Annotated in this window: 19 protein-coding genes; 16 read left to right on the forward strand and 3 right to left on the reverse strand. The window is 31.9% G+C overall.

The window, feature by feature from the left end; all coding sequences use genetic code 11:
- Positions 1-229: 229 nt before the first annotated feature.
- The 5 genes from B0A65_RS13920 (at position 230) to purU (ending at position 4,756) form a co-directional block, all read left to right on the forward strand.
- Positions 230-1,834 carry a L,D-transpeptidase family protein gene (locus B0A65_RS13920; RefSeq protein ID WP_074656696.1) on the forward strand — a complete coding sequence of 535 codons (1,605 nt, stop codon included), beginning with the start codon at positions 230-232 and terminating at the stop codon, positions 1,832-1,834.
- A 106-nt stretch (positions 1,835-1,940) separates the two neighbouring features.
- The gene (locus B0A65_RS13925; RefSeq protein ID WP_074656694.1) at positions 1,941-2,360 is read left to right on the forward strand and encodes a cytochrome c oxidase assembly factor Coa1 family protein; all 420 of its coding nucleotides are present in this window, start codon (positions 1,941-1,943) and stop codon (positions 2,358-2,360) included.
- Positions 2,361-2,365: 5 nt separating this feature from the next.
- Positions 2,366-2,818: a hypothetical protein gene (locus B0A65_RS13930; RefSeq protein WP_123890353.1), complete on the forward strand. Its 453-nt coding sequence runs from the start codon at positions 2,366-2,368 to the stop codon at positions 2,816-2,818.
- Positions 2,819-3,079: 261 nt separating this feature from the next.
- The gene (locus B0A65_RS13935) at positions 3,080-3,799 is read left to right on the forward strand and encodes a DUF4197 domain-containing protein (RefSeq protein WP_074656688.1); all 720 of its coding nucleotides are present in this window, start codon (positions 3,080-3,082) and stop codon (positions 3,797-3,799) included.
- 102 nt (positions 3,800-3,901) lie between these two features.
- Positions 3,902-4,756, forward strand: coding sequence for a formyltetrahydrofolate deformylase (gene purU / locus B0A65_RS13940; RefSeq protein WP_074656686.1), 855 nt, complete (start codon positions 3,902-3,904; stop codon positions 4,754-4,756).
- Between the two features lie 762 nt (positions 4,757-5,518).
- On the opposite strand, the gene B0A65_RS23660 is transcribed toward purU, so the two are convergent.
- From B0A65_RS23660 to pyrF, 3 genes are all read right to left on the reverse strand, one after another.
- Entirely contained in the window at positions 5,519-5,653 is a 135-nt protein-coding gene (locus B0A65_RS23660) for a hypothetical protein (protein WP_394335685.1), read from the reverse strand.
- Positions 5,654-6,258: 605 nt separating this feature from the next.
- Positions 6,259-7,059 (reverse strand): ABC transporter substrate-binding protein, encoded by an 801-nt coding sequence (locus B0A65_RS13955; RefSeq protein WP_074656681.1) that lies wholly within the window; start codon positions 7,057-7,059, stop codon positions 6,259-6,261.
- Between the two features lie 179 nt (positions 7,060-7,238).
- On the reverse strand, positions 7,239-8,066 hold the full coding sequence (pyrF, locus tag B0A65_RS13960; RefSeq protein ID WP_074658272.1) for an orotidine-5'-phosphate decarboxylase: 828 nt from the start codon (positions 8,064-8,066) through the stop codon (positions 7,239-7,241).
- Between the two features lie 237 nt (positions 8,067-8,303).
- Here pyrF and B0A65_RS13965 point away from each other — a divergent pair, with 237 nt between their 5' ends.
- The 11 genes from B0A65_RS13965 to B0A65_RS14010 all read left to right on the forward strand — a co-directional run bounded on the left by B0A65_RS13965 (position 8,304) and on the right by B0A65_RS14010 (position 14,810).
- Positions 8,304-8,777 carry a Dps family protein gene (locus B0A65_RS13965; protein WP_074656679.1) on the forward strand — a complete coding sequence of 158 codons (474 nt, stop codon included), beginning with the start codon at positions 8,304-8,306 and terminating at the stop codon, positions 8,775-8,777.
- A 108-nt stretch (positions 8,778-8,885) separates the two neighbouring features.
- Positions 8,886-9,071 (forward strand): CsbD family protein, encoded by a 186-nt coding sequence (locus B0A65_RS13970; RefSeq protein ID WP_026981939.1) that lies wholly within the window; start codon positions 8,886-8,888, stop codon positions 9,069-9,071.
- 158 nt (positions 9,072-9,229) lie between these two features.
- A complete protein-coding gene (locus tag B0A65_RS13975) occupies positions 9,230-9,781 on the forward strand; it encodes a helix-turn-helix domain-containing protein (protein ID WP_074656678.1) in 552 nt (183 codons plus the stop codon).
- A 20-nt stretch (positions 9,782-9,801) separates the two neighbouring features.
- The gene (locus tag B0A65_RS13980) at positions 9,802-10,251 is read left to right on the forward strand and encodes a response regulator (RefSeq protein ID WP_074656675.1); all 450 of its coding nucleotides are present in this window, start codon (positions 9,802-9,804) and stop codon (positions 10,249-10,251) included.
- A 12-nt stretch (positions 10,252-10,263) separates the two neighbouring features.
- Complete coding sequence (locus B0A65_RS13985; protein ID WP_074656674.1) at positions 10,264-12,048, forward strand: sensor histidine kinase; 1,785 nt, start codon at positions 10,264-10,266, stop codon at positions 12,046-12,048.
- 201 nt (positions 12,049-12,249) lie between these two features.
- A complete protein-coding gene (locus tag B0A65_RS13990; protein WP_074656672.1) occupies positions 12,250-12,816 on the forward strand; it encodes a DUF4142 domain-containing protein in 567 nt (188 codons plus the stop codon).
- 41 nt (positions 12,817-12,857) lie between these two features.
- Entirely contained in the window at positions 12,858-13,499 is a 642-nt protein-coding gene (locus B0A65_RS13995) for a porin family protein (RefSeq protein ID WP_074656669.1), read from the forward strand.
- Between the two features lie 31 nt (positions 13,500-13,530).
- Positions 13,531-13,683 carry a lmo0937 family membrane protein gene (locus B0A65_RS23135; RefSeq protein ID WP_123890356.1) on the forward strand — a complete coding sequence of 51 codons (153 nt, stop codon included), beginning with the start codon at positions 13,531-13,533 and terminating at the stop codon, positions 13,681-13,683.
- Between the two features lie 48 nt (positions 13,684-13,731).
- The gene (locus B0A65_RS14000; protein ID WP_074656667.1) at positions 13,732-14,016 is read left to right on the forward strand and encodes a YtxH domain-containing protein; all 285 of its coding nucleotides are present in this window, start codon (positions 13,732-13,734) and stop codon (positions 14,014-14,016) included.
- Between the two features lie 35 nt (positions 14,017-14,051).
- Positions 14,052-14,423 carry a hypothetical protein gene (locus tag B0A65_RS14005; RefSeq protein WP_074656665.1) on the forward strand — a complete coding sequence of 124 codons (372 nt, stop codon included), beginning with the start codon at positions 14,052-14,054 and terminating at the stop codon, positions 14,421-14,423.
- A gap of 15 nt (positions 14,424-14,438) precedes the next feature.
- Positions 14,439-14,810, forward strand: a complete 372-nt coding sequence (locus B0A65_RS14010) for a hypothetical protein (RefSeq protein ID WP_074656664.1) — start codon at positions 14,439-14,441, stop codon at positions 14,808-14,810.
- Positions 14,811-15,155 lie beyond the last annotated feature (345 nt).

Raw genomic sequence — 15,155 nt, forward strand, 5'->3', positions numbered from 1 at the left:
TTATGTTAACAAAAAAAAGAATAGTTTTTTTTAATAGAATAGGGTAACAATTTGAGTCCCTGACTGATATAGTATATATAAACCTACAAGACATGGCAATTTCGCAACATTAAAATATAATCTAACAACGTGTTTACCAGCATCCTAAAGTAATTTTACATCGTAGAAAAGCCCCAAATTTTTACCAAAACTTACTTATTCAAGCAATAACGTAAAAATTTAAAATAAAATGAAAACATTATATCCAATCGCCATAATTTTAGTTACAAGTTTCTTTATTTCATCTTTTAATAGCCTTGACAAAAATGATTTAAACAAAAAGGAAACTTTGTCTAATAATTACACTTCTGCTAAAAATGATGATGTAGTAGACAGTGAACTTTTAACCGATTTTTTCAAAAGATATGCTGACTTGAAAAAATATCAAAGTGATGTTATCTCTTTGTACAAAAACAGATCGTACGGAACTATCTGGTATGAAAATGGAAAAATAACGCAATACGGACTTTTATTGTATTCAAAATTGAATAACGCTGGTTATGAAGGCATACAAATTGAGTTTCCGTATAAAAATGAAATTGATCAGATTTTCAATAAACAAACTACAGAAAAACCTTCAAAAACCGATTCTGATATGTTATTGAGTGCAGCTTACATTATATATGCCAATAAGGCTTTTAATGGAGTTGATATTGAAACAGTTAAAAGATCAGAATGGTTGTTGCCTAAGAAAAAAGTTTCTGGCGACACTTTATCTTCTTCTACAGTGGCAAAACCTATAATGGATAAAAATAAAGTCGTAAAATTTGATCAATACAACAAGCTTCAGGATGTTCTCAAAAAATATAAAAAAATAGAACAAGATAATACCTGGACACCTATAACTGTAGAAACTCCTTATAAAAATATTAGACCTGATGCAAAATCAGTTACAGTTGCTCAGATTAGAAATAGGTTATTTGTGATGGGAGATTTACAAAATGACTCGAAAAGTGATTTTTATGATCAGGAACTTATGGATGGCGTAATGAAATATAAACTACGTAATGGTTTAAAACCAAATTACATTATTTCTGAAGCCAACATTAAAGACATGAACGAATCGATACAGGAAAAAATTAAAAAGATCAGCCTTAACATGGAACGTTGCAAAGAGATTTATCCAACGCTATTAACCGACACAGAATATATTATGGTTAATGTTCCTTCTTTCGAATTAGTTTATGTTAAAAATGGAAAAATCGAATTGGTGTCAAAAGTTTTTGTTGGAGCTCCTTTAACTAAAACTAAAATTTTCAGTGGAAATATTGATAAAGTAGTTTTTAGCCCTTATTGGACAGTTCCTCAAAGTATTGTTGAAAATGAATTGAAAATGAAAATAGCTTCTGATCCTAATTATTTGGCAGAACACAATATGGAAATGGTAAATGGTCAGGTAAGACAAAAACCAGGTCCTGATAACTCATTAGGTTTAGTAAAATTTATTTTTCCAAATCCAGATGATATTTACATGCACGATACGCCTGCAAAAACCTTGTTTGATTTTGAACAAAGAACTTTTAGCCACGGTTGTATTAATGTTAACAAAGCAAAAGAACTTGCTATTGCAATGCTGAAAGATTATCCGGAATGGACAACTGACAGAATTGATCAGGCGATGGATGGTAGCGCGGAAACAACTTTTAAATTGCCTAGCAAAGTGCCAATTTACATTACTTATTTTACAACATGGGTAAACGAATCAGGTCAAGTAAGCTTTTTTCAGGATGTTTATGACAGAGATGGTGATTTAAATAAAAGTCTTCTTCCTGATGAAACGGTAGTAAGCAATTAATAAAAAACTTTTTTAGACTCAGGGTAATTTTAGAATTTTGATTTAGAATTTGAAAGAAAAACAATATCTTTCTAACCTAAAATCAAATCTAAAATTACCCTTTTTTATGGACGATAATTACCAGGAAATTAAAAAAAATTGGTGGGACAGAAACTGGAAATGGTTTGTGCCAACCGGATGTTTAAGCCTTTTAGTGCTTTTTGGATTATTTATAGCCGCAATATTCTTTGGAGCCACTTCGATGATGAAAGATTCTGATTCCTATAAAGGCGCGATGACCATAGTGCAAAACGATAAATACATGAATAAAATTCTAGGAAGTCCTATTGAGAATGACGGACTGGTGAGTGGAAATATCAGTATAAACAATGAGGTTGGAAACTGTGATTTACAAATTCCGATCAAAGGCCCTAAAGGAAAAGCCACTTTATTTGTGGTTGCAGAAAAAAAAGGAGAATGGAAATACCGCGAAATATCTGTTCACGTTGACGCAACGGATGAGCAAATTGAATTGATATCGAAGTGATTTGTGTGACGATTTTAAAAAATAAAGTTATGCCAAAATTTTTGTTTATTATCGTATTCCTATTCTTCTCTTGTAACAAGATTGAAAATCACAGAACATTAAGTAAAGAAGATATTCAATATATAAAAAGCCTGAAAATACTTGATGATAATGAAACTATCTATCAATTCTATAGTGAATTTAAAATAAAATATGCTGGAAATTTCTTTACTAATAAAAGACTGGCATCTTATTGGATTGATAAAAGAGATCCAACAAAAAATGAAATAGTCTTTGCTTACTATCGCGATATTTCAAAAATTGACACCATTTATAAAGCTGGAGCAACCTATTGCCCCTACCTTCTTGTTACAACAAAAAATGGAAATACCTTTAAGCTTAATGTAGAAGGTAAAAAAAAAGAAATCAAATTATTTTTTGAACGCGCAATTCAGGAATGGCGAAAAAGGAAAAATTGATCTTTAGAACTTTCTATTTTTCTCATTTTTCATTATACTAAACGGATAATCTCCGCAAAGCTATATAAGTTATCCTTGAATCTTACTTCTATATTCTTTCTTCTTTCCTCTATATTCTAAAAAATTTGAGAATCTCCGCAAATCAGAATCTCCGCAACTCAAAAAAAGTTAATAATGAAACAAATTGTTTCTGCACCTAAAATAAAATTGTGGCTTTGTTTTTGAATAAGTAGTATTTTTGAAACTTGTAAAACCCCAAACATGAAAAAGATTTTATTATTAGCCGTTACATTTTCTCTAACCTCTTGTGCTCAGGTACAACAAACATTAAATCAGTTACCACAATTATCTTCGCAAATACCAGGAGTGGGTGGTGTAGATATTGCTTCTGGATTAAAAGAAGCTCTAAATAAAGGAATTACTCAACAAGTTAGTAAATTAACTGCTGTTGATGGTTTTTATAAAAATGAGGCTGTAAAAATTTTAATGCCGGCCGAATTACAAAAAGTAGATGCTACTTTACGAAAAATAGGTCTTAGTTCATTGGCCGATGAGGGTGTTAAAATGCTGAATCGTGCTGCTGAAGATGCAGTAAAAGAAGCCACTCCAATATTTGTTTCGGCTGTAAAGAATATGACTTTTACAGATGCTAAAAATATTTTGTTAGGCAACGACAGCGCTGCAACAAGTTATTTGCAAAACAGCACAACAACAGCTTTATACGGAAAATTTAATCCAGTGATTAAAAATTCGTTTGAAAAAGTAGGTGCCGATGTTGTCTGGACAAAGATTATTACAAAATACAATACAATTCCGTTAGTAAAAAAGGTTAATCCTGATTTGACTGACTATACGACAACACAAGCCTTGTCTGGTGTTTTCAAAATGATTGCCGTTGAAGAAAAAGACATCCGAAATAATATCAATGCAAGAACAACACCTTTGTTAAAAAGTGTTTTTGCAATGCAGGACGGAAAATAATTTTTTTGAAGGTTCATAGGGACAAAGTAACAAGGTGCAGAGTGAACCTTTGTTACTTTGAGCCTTTGCAACTTTGTCACTAACCAAAAAACCAACCAAAAAATGCAAAAAATCACCATTCTGATTCACTGTAAAGACCAAAAAGGAATTATAGCAGCAGTAACGACTTTTATCGCCAAAGTAGAAGGAAATATTACCTATATCGACCAGCATGTTGATGTAGAGCAAAATGTGTTTTTTATGCGATTGGAATGTGAATTAACCAATAACCATATCACTATTGATGGACTAAAAACTGATTTCGACCAAACTATTGCATCAGACTTTACTATGTCATGGGATTTATACAATCAGGAACAAAAACCAAAAATGGCACTTTTTGTATCTAAGTATGATCATTGTTTGTTTGATATTTTGGGGCGTTACAGTGCCGGAGAATTGAATGTCGAAATTCCGGTAATCATCAGTAATCATAATGATTTAAGATCGATTGCAGAACGCTTTGATATTCCGTATCACTGTGTGCCTTTTACAAAAGAGAATAAAGAAGAAGGTGAAGCGAAACAAATTGAACTCCTTAAAAGATATCAGATCAATTTTATTGTGTTGGCTCGCTACATGCAGATCGTTACGCCAAAATTGATTTCACTTTACGAAAATAAAATCATTAATATTCACCATTCGTTTTTACCGGCTTTTCCGGGTGCCAAACCTTATCACTCTGCTTTTAAGCGTGGAGTTAAAATTATTGGTGCAACAAGTCATTATGTTACTGCCGAATTAGACGAAGGTCCTATCATTGAGCAGGATATTGCAAGAGTTTCTCATATCCACTCCGTAGATGATTTTATTATGAAAGGACGTGATTTGGAGCGTATTGTTTTGGCTCGCGCTATTAAATTGCATGCTGAACGTAAGACTATGGTTTATAGTAATAAGACGGTTGTTTTTTCTTAGGTGCTGAGGTACTAATATACTAGCGGTACTAAGGTTTTTTTACCGCAAGATTTTTTACCGCAAAGAGCGCAAAGATTTTTTTTTCTTTGTGTTTGTGGTTGTCTTTATTAAGTTCGCAAAGCTGCGTGTTATAACTTTGCGAGCTTTGCGTATCCCTTTGCGTTCTCTGCGGTAAGATTTTTAATCGCAAAGTGCGCTAAAGTTATTTTTCTTTGTCTTTACTGAAACTTTATAAAGTTCGCAAAGCTTTGTCTATAGAAATTAAACCGCATGAAATCTGCTCATAACCATGATCCAAAGGTTCTAAGTTTTTTACCGCAAGATTTTTTACCGCAAAGAGCACAAAGATTTTTTTTTCTTTGTGTTTGTGTTTGTCTTTATTAAGTTCGCAAAGCTGCGTGTTATAACTTTGCGAGCTTTGCGTATCCCTTTGCGTTCTTTGCGGTAAGATTTTTAATCGCAAAGTGCGCTAAGGTTATTTTTCTTTGTCTTTACTGAAACTTTATAAAGTTCGCAAAGCTTTGTCTATAGAAAATTTAACAGCAACGAAATTCGCCTATAAAACATAAACCAAAAGTTCTTCAAAAGTTCCGGAGGAACAAATTATATTGTAGGGCTGGACTTTAATCCAGTCTAATAGAATATTTAATAGTAAATTAAATTGTGTTACATAAAAACATATAAACCCGACAGGTTTTAAAACCTGTCGGGTTTATATGTTTGCTTCAGAAAAAAAGCTTAGTACCTTAGTATCTCAAAACCTTACCTAACCACTATTAACAATCTTGGATCATCGAAGTTATTAACTTGCTCCATTGTTAATACTAGGGCATTTGCTACTCCTTCTCCGTAGTCGGGATCGGCTTTACAGCAATTTCGAATATGACGAACCTGAATAAATTTCTGAGCACCTCGTACTTGTCCGGCCGAATTTTAAACAATAATTGCTTTTTCTCGTCATGTTTTGATTGTCTGGGACAGGAGTTCCGGTTGCGGTTGTTAATTTTTTGCTCAAATCTATCTTATTGATATTTAATATTTTTTAAGTATACAAACTAATGGTTATGATATTGATAAGCAAAATTGATTGTTATTATATTTTAATAATCAAAAACAACATATAGCAATAAAATACTCAAAATGAGCTCTTAAAAAATCTTAACTTATGTCCAACAAAGTAATAACAAAACCTTAACAGCAAAACATTGATATATGTTGGATCTTTGTAGTGTAATAAACTGGTTATTTATTATTTTGGTTTTGGTTAGTTAAATGATGCCGGCGTCTTCGAGATGCCGGCATTCTTTTTTTGTGCACTTTTGAATAAATTAATTGTACCACAGAGGCACACAAAGTTATTCACAGAGATACACAAAGAATTTAAATAGTTTGTTTGAAACAGTAAGTTTACAAAGCTTATTTTAAAAAAACTTTGCGAAACTTTGCGAAAACCTTTGTGTATCTCTGTGGTAAAATTATACACAAAGCAAGCCAGCCTAAAACTAACTTCTCAATCTTTCGTGGAGTAATTTGAAGTATGGAAAGGCTTTTAAAAGTCGGCTGCCGTGCCAGGAGAACATTTCTCCGTCGACGAAAACGGTTTTGGCGTGATGGGTGAAGCGACCTATTTCGAAAGCGTCTTCTTCTTTAAAAGGATACGGTTCTGATGAAAGGAAAACCAAATCAGGGTCGCCTTCCAATCGCATTTTTTTTAGTTCGATTTCAGGATAACGTCCTTTCTCTTCGTAGATATTCTCAAAATGATTCAACTTTAATAACTCATTAATATAAGTATCTTTTCCTGCTACCATGTATGGATTCTTCCAGATAAAATAAGCTGCTTTTTTTGGTGGAATATCCTGAACGTATTTTTTGAAATCGCTCAGGGCAAAATTTAATTTGTCATTCCATTTTTGGGCATCTGTTCTGCAATTAAACAATTGACCAAAATCTGAAATCATCTGAAAGTTATCTTCAACAGAAATAATGTTCGTTACCCAAACCGGACAAATTGTACTTAATTGCTCCACGATTTCGAGTGTGTTTTCTTCTTTATTGCAAATGATAATATCGGGCTGCAATAATTTTATTTTCTCAAAATGTATCTTCTTGGTGCCACCAATAATTTTTTTCGTAGATTTTAAATGATAAGGATGCACACAAAACTTCGTGATCCCGATGATTTTTTCTTCTAAACCTAAATCAAATAATAATTCGGTTTGAGAAGGAACCAACGAAATAATACGCTTTGGAGCCGTCTCAAAAGAATGTAAAGTACCAAGCTGATCTTTTAATTGTTTCATTTTATTTTTGTTTCAGGTTTTCTTTGTTTCAGGTTTCAAGTTTTGTTGGAATGTTTATTAACCGCAAAGTTCGCTAAGGTTTACGCTATGAACGCAAAGTTATTCCCTTTGCGAGCCTTGCGAAAAAACTTTGCGAACTTTGCGGTTAAATTATGTTCAAAGTAAGGCAACGTGAAACTTTAAACCTGAAACCTGGAATTTAAAATCTCTTCCATTTCCTGTTGCACTTTCAATGCTTCCTCTCTGGCCTTTTCAGCAAAATCTGTTCCTTTTGAGGCATAGATAATCGCTCTCGCTGAGTTTACCAATAAACCAACGTTATCGTTCATTCCGTATTTGCATACTTCAGATAAACTTCCGCCCTGAGCACCAATTCCAGGAACTAATAAGAAACTATCCGGCACAATTTTTCTGATGTCTGCAAAATATTCGGCTTTGGTAGCGCCTACAACGTACATCAAATTTTCACTATTTTTCCATGTTTTAGAGGTTTCTAAAACTTGTTTGTATAATTCTGTTCCGTTTGTAGTTAAGGTTTGAAAATCAAATGCTCCTTCGTTAGACGTTAAGGCTAACATAATGGTGTGTTTATTTTCGAAAGCCAGAAAAGGTTCAACTGAATCTTTTCCCATATAAGGTGCAACGGTTACACTGTCAAAATTTAAATCCTCAAAAAAAGCTTTCGCATACATACTTGAGGTATTCCCAATGTCACCACGTTTTGCATCGGCAATTGTAAACATTTCAGGAAAATTTTCATTGATATAATTGATTGTCTTTTGCAATGACATCCACCCTTTTATTCCATATGCCTCGAAGAAAGCGGTGTTTGGTTTGTATCCAACAGCCAAATCGTGTGTCGCGTCAATTATAGCTTTATTGAATTCGAAAATGGGATCTTCTGTTTCTAATAAATGAGGCGGTATTTTGGCTAAATCAGGATCTAAGCCAACGCATAAAAATGATTTTTTTTGAAGAATTTGATTGTGTAGTTGTTGTGTTGTCATATTGTATTTTACTAGTGCAGCAAAATTACAAATAATATTATTGGTTTTCGAATGATTTTCTACCATGAACATTCACGAATTAAATCATTCAAAATTGATCATATTTGAAATTATACCGATTCGTTTTGTCTTCAATTTCTTTAAACATTGAATTCCTATAACATCTTCCCAAAATTATATAAGAGAAAAAATAGACTCCTGAACTATTTTTGTAAAACAACCTTAAATCAAGCAATTATGAGCCCAAATATCGGAATTAGTCCAAAGAATTTAAAAAAGAGCACGAACATATTAGCCACAATTTTGTCTAACGAAATGACTTTGTATGTTAAGACCCGAAAATTTCATTGGAATATTTCAGGAAACAGCTTTATGGAATTACATAAATTGTTTGAAGAGCAATACCGAATTTTGGAAGCTAATATTGATGAAGTTGCAGAACGCATTAGTCAGCTTGGAGAAAAAACAATTGGGACAATGAATGAATTTATTGAAAATTCTACCTTAAAAGAATCTCCAAAAGAATACGCATCACAAAAAAATATGCTGGAGGAACTTTTAGAAAATCACGAGCAATTGGTAACAGAATTTAGAGATTATATTCCGGTTTTCGAGAATGATAACCACGATATAGGATCTGCAGATTTTATTACTGGTTTATTGCAACAACACGAAAAAATGGCGTGGGTTTTAAGACGCTATCACGCATAAAAATTAAACATATGTGAATTATACAACAGGCGGCAGAATTAATGTAACAAAAACCTAAGCGATAATTTGCAATTTTACATTACTATTAATTTTACAAATAAAAATATCATGAATACGACTCAAATAAAAGGGAACTGGAACGAGCTGAAAGGAAAACTTAAACAACAATACGCAGATCTTACAGATGATGATTTGCTTTACGAAGAAGGAAAAGAAGATGAACTTTATGGAAAAGTTCAACAAAAATTAGGCAAGACCAAAGAAGAGGTTCAACAAATCATTTCAGATTTGTAAAATTTTCAAGGTCAGCCAGGATACCGTCTAATAAAAAAAACATTAGACGGTATTTTTTTGATTTTTTTTAGTATATTCATGAATTACTTGAAGTGTCCGATAGATATTAAGCCCGGAACCAAAAATAAATTAATTATCTTTAACCAAATTTTTATAAAATGAAACTATTTATAAAGTTCGACATAAACACCATTTGTTCTCTTTATTTAAAGCAAAATCTGGACGAACAAAATGTAAACTTTAAAACTTTAGGTTTTGGTGAGATCGAAATTGAAGATAATCTGAACGTTCAAGCACTTGAAGCCTTAAAAGAAAATTTAGCTCCTCATGGTTTTGAAGTTGTTGAAAATCAAAAAAGTGTTTTAGTACAAAAAATTAAGGATGCCATAATTGAGCTTGTTTTCCTTGAAGACAGCAATAATTATAAAAGTTCTGTGTTTTTAGCTGAGAAACTAAACCATAGTTACGGTTACTTATCGAATGTTTTTTCGGAAGTAACGTATTCGTCTATCGAAAATTTTATCATTTTACAAAAAATTGAAAGAGCCAAACAATTAATTATTATTAATGAAATGAGTTTGACGGAAATTGCTTTTTTACTAAATTACTCAAGTGTTGCGCATTTAAGTACACAATTTAAAAACACTACCGGAATTACGCCATCGGCTTTTCAGAGAATCATTAAAAAACGAAGAGAAAATTTAAAATAAAACCTAAATACTATACTAAAATGCAAAAAAACGCATTAAATATTTTATTGGCTGATGATGATGAAGATGATCGTCTTTTTTTCAAAGACGCATTTGAAGAAATCAAAATTCAAACCAAAGTACAATTTGTTCATGATGGAATGCAGTTAATGGATCATTTATTGGATCCTGAAAACAAATTGCCGGATATATTGTTTCTGGATTTGAATATGCCAAAAAAAACAGGTAAGGAATGTTTGATCGAAATTAAAAAAACAGATCATCTAAAAAACATTATTATTGCCATTTACTCCACTTCATCATCTGAAGAAGATATTGAAGATACATTTGTACAAGGAGCTAATATTTACATAAAAAAACCAAGCGATTTTAATACGCTTAAAAAAATTATCAACGAAGTCGTGACAGTCAACTGGCACTATCATACATCAGGTTTAAATCGTGATAACTTTTTGTTACGACTAAAATAATACGCATGCTAAATGAAATGGATACCAAATTTTAATTCTTCAAACTCTTTGAGAGTTATTTTTGTCATCGCAGTTTTCATTCTGTTATTTCTGTCTTCTATTGCTTACAAACACAATCAGGATTTAAACGAATCCAGTAAGGTGGTAATGCATACGTATGAAATCAACATACAATTAGAACGATTAATGTCGGCGATTAAAGATGCGGAAACTGGCCAGCGTGGATACATTATCACACGAAACAACAGGTTTTTGACTCCGTATCTTTATTCGCGTGATAAAGTAAATGCTTCCTTTGTTACTCTCAAAAAATTAACTGCTGACAATCCTGTTCAGCAGAAAAATCTCGAAAATTTATTCAAATTAATTATTCAGCGATTTGTTTCATTTGAAAATTGCCTGAAGTACAGCGAACCAAAAACATACGATAAACGAAAACTGGACAATCATATGTTTGGCGGGCGTATATTAATGGAAAACATACGTTTTCAGGTGGATAAAATGAATGATATCGAAAAAAATTATCTCAAAAACAGACTGCAAATTTACGATCAGGAGATTTCACTTAGCCCCCTTTTTTCCATTTCTCTGTTTCTAACTGCTTTACTTTTTATTTTATTGGCCTACAGACAAATCAGTCGTGATTTTCAGCGTTTGAAAGTATTTAATAAGCAACTTTTAATTTCCGGTGGTCTAATGGCCGAATCTGAAATTATTGGAAAATTCAGCACCTGGCAATGGGAATTAGATTCTAATAAAATTTCCTATTCTGATAATCAGTTTCGATTATTAGGAGTTCCGCCAAATTCTTTTGTACCAGTCAGAGAAACTTTTCTAGATTTTGTTCATCCTGATGACAAACAAGCTGTTTCTAATTCGATGGACAAAATAGTCGAGAAAAAAAACCTTCCTTTTATATATTATAAAATTGTACGTCCAAATAATGAAATCCGATATTTTAAATCGACCGGAAAATTATTGACAGATCAGCAAGGAGGTAAAATTTTACTCGGAATTAATTTTGATATTACCGATGAGCATTTACTTAATATTGAATTAAAGGAACGAAATAACGAATTAGAAAAAAGCAATAAAGAATTAGCTTCTTTCAACCATGTGGCCAGCCATGATTTACAGGAACCACTGAGAAAAATTCAAACTTTTATTTCAAGGGTTTCTGAGGCAGACAGAGCTGTGATGTCTGAAAGCGGACGTGATTATCTGTCTAAAATAGCGGTTTCAGCAAAAAGGATGCGTGTTTTAATTGATGACTTACTTTTATTCTCGAGAACAAACACTACGAAAAAAGAGTTTATAAAATTGAATTTAAATGAATTGCTTGAAAATGCCGAAACTGAATTAGCTGAAGTAATTCAGGAAAAAAAGGCGGTTATTACAGCTTCAAAATTGCCTAAACTTAATGTTATTCCTTATCAGATCGAACAGCTTTTCATCAACCTGATTGGAAATTCTTTAAAATATAACAAACCTGGAATTGTACCTGAAATTTTTATTGAAAGTGAAAAAGTATCATCCGCAGATTATCCTGATCTTTTAGAACAATCGGTTAAAAAATTCCATAAAATAACTTTTAGAGATAACGGAATGGGATTTGATCCTCAATTTAAAGAAACCATTTTTATACTTTTTCAACGTTTGCATTCTAAAACAGATTATCCAGGAACCGGAATTGGTTTAGCCATTTGCAAAAAGATTGTTGAAAATCATAAAGGACATATTCTTGCCGACAGTACTCCTGATATTGGATCTGTTTTTAGTGTTTTTCTACCCGAATAAGACACACTATTATGTAAGAGAGCGTTTACTGAAAAATGATATGATTTCATTTGCAGTAAACGCTTTTTTATTTCCTGAAAACTCCTTAAAAAACGTTGTATAAAGCCGTTATGGGAATTATATAACGTTTCTTTTTTATGCTGTAAAGCAAAACCTTCTATTCGTTAGCATCTTTGTAATGTAATACTTTATGAAGTAATAATGAAAACAATGCCCCCTATAAAAGCAGCAATTTTTAAAGTTCTTTTTTTATTGATTTTTACAGTTTCTTTTTCTTCTTGTGGAGAAAAAAGCAAACGGGAAAATTCTAAAAAAGAAGCTTTTAATAAAAGTAAAAATGAAGAAATCGAAACTTCCTTTTTTATAGAAATGGGAAACGCAATGAATTCAATGATTTCACAAAGTCAAATTGCACAACAAAAAAGTTCTGAAAGTAAAATAGTGGAAGTAAGCAAAAAAATTGCGGATCATCAAAATCAATTATTGCTGCAGGTAAACGAAATGGCCAATAAAAAGCTCATTATCATTACTGACATCAGCGCAGCTCATAAAGATGAGTTATTAGAATTGAATAATACAAATGGTTCCAGTTTTAATAAAGCTTATTTAAGTTCGATGACAACAGCACTGGACCAACAAATCAAATTATTTGAACAAATTTCAAAAAGAACAAATGATCAGTTGATTTTAAAATTAGTCCTTCAGTATTTGCCGGAACAATACCAACTTTTACGAGAAACAGAACAAATTAAGAGTGAATTTAATTAAATGCCTTTATATCTATTTTTTAACAACTAAAATTTTTAACAATGAAAATGCAATCAAATTTTTTATGCGCCTTAACCCTTTTTATGACAGCTTCATTTGGAATGCTACACGCTCAGGACAATAATGTAAATACCGAGTTTGGTGTAAAAGGAGGATTCAACATGTCTAACTTATATCAAAGTGAAGCTGATGATAACAACGTAATTTACGGATTCAATGCCGGTGTTTATGCTACTTTACCAGTTTCAGACTTTATCGCAATTCAGCCAGAGATTTTGTTTACTACAAAAGGAGCCGAACTAGATTACAACAACGCTTTTGTAGACGGAAATGCGAAATTCAAATTAAATTACATCGAAGTTCCTTTGTTAGTTAGAGTTAACATCACCAAAAACTTTAATGTTCACGCAGGTGGATACGCATCTTACCTGGTAAGTTCAAAAGTTACTGGTGACGGAGATATTAATTTTGATGACACAGTTGATACTGACGATTTAAACAAATTTGATGCCGGTCTTGCAGCTGGTATTGGAGTAGATTTTAGCCCAATTAGTGTTGGATTACGTTACAATTACGGTTTAACAACTGTTGGTAAAGAAAGAACTGTTGCAGGAACAACTTATACTTTTCCAGATGCAAAAAACAGCAACTTAACTTTATACTTATCATATAAGTTAAATTAAAAGAATATTAACCCACTAAATAATAAAAACCATGTCAAATTTATTGTACACAATCGCAGTTATTTTAGTAATTCTATGGGCTCTTGGGTTCTTTTACTATAGCGCCGGAGGTCTTATACACATCTTATTAGTAATTGCAATTATCGCAATCATATTCAGACTTATTAAAGGTCGAGAAATTTAAAAATATTAAAAATTATACAAATTTATATTAATCACTAAATCAAATATTATGAAAACGAGTAACACAATTTTAGGAATTTTAGGAGCTGCAGCGGCAGGAGCATTTTTAGGTGTATTATTTGCACCGGATAAAGGATCAAACACAAGAAAAAAAATCTCAGATAAATCAAAAGATTACGGAGATAACCTAAAAGGTAAAGTAGATGGAATTTTAAGCACAATTTCTTCAAATGGAAAAGACATCATTGATGAAGGAAAAGCAAAATTCAATCAGGTTAAAGAAGATTACAATGCAATTAAAGATGAAGCTAAAACTGTAAAAACGAACTACTAAATAGTGAAATTTTTCAACCATAAAAATACCCTATCATGGAACCAAATGCAACAACTACCGAGAATCTTAATATGTATGAAAAAGCTGAGAACTATACTAAAACCAGCCTTGAGTTAATCAAGCTGAAAACAGTATCCGCATCAGCAGATGTTTTATCATCACTAACATCCAAAATTGCGATTGGCGCTGTTGTTGCATTTTTTACTTTGTTCCTGAATATCGGACTTAGTTTATGGATTGGAAAAGAACTTGGTGAGTATTACTATGGCTTTTTTATCATGGCGCTGTTTTATCTTATTGTTGCTATTGTTTTACACACAGCACAACATAAACTGATTAAAACGCCTATCGGAAACATGATTGTTTCCAGTATATTAAAAGAAACAAAAACTGATTTAACTAATTAATAAATAAATACTGTTATGGAAGCTGTTTATACTATTGATGCATTAGATCAGAAAATAAGGCAATTAGAAGCACAACAAGATGCGGAATGGATTGCAATTAAAGATGAAATCGATGAAATTAAAGAGAATTTAAAACCTCTTAATCTTATTCGAAATACGGTTGAAGAAATCAATGAAACAGTTGGTTTTAAAAGCGATCTGGCGCAATCAGCGATCAGTATCGGAATTGGGTTCCTAGCAAAGAAATTAGTAATAGGAAAAACAGATTCGGTATTCAAAAATATCCTCGGATCTCTATTACAACTTGCTGTAACCACTATAGTTTCAAAACCACATCATGAATCTTCATCGCAGGAATCATCACAACACGAATCGTCAGAAGAGTAATTGTCTAACTTAATATTATGTATTATGGAAAAGATAGAAGAAATAATTATAAAAAATGGTGTGTACATGTACTCTAATCTATATAAATGTTTTGAATTTACGAGAGTATTTCTAGGTATCTAACTCGTTTATACGTTTTTACTTTAACAACGGTTAAACAGTTAATACTTCACTATATATCTTAAGGTTCTGAGGTGCTAAGGGACTAAGATGCTAAGTTTTTTTTTGGTTCTAAATTCCTAGGTAAAACCTAAACTTTAAACAAAAGAGACTATTTCACATTGGTGAAATAGTCTCTTTTTACTTTTTACTTTTTACTTTTTACTTTTTAAGATACTAAGTTTC

Source organism: Flavobacterium frigidimaris (genome assembly GCF_002217275.1).
GTDB classification, from domain to species: domain Bacteria; phylum Bacteroidota; class Bacteroidia; order Flavobacteriales; family Flavobacteriaceae; genus Flavobacterium; species Flavobacterium aquidurense.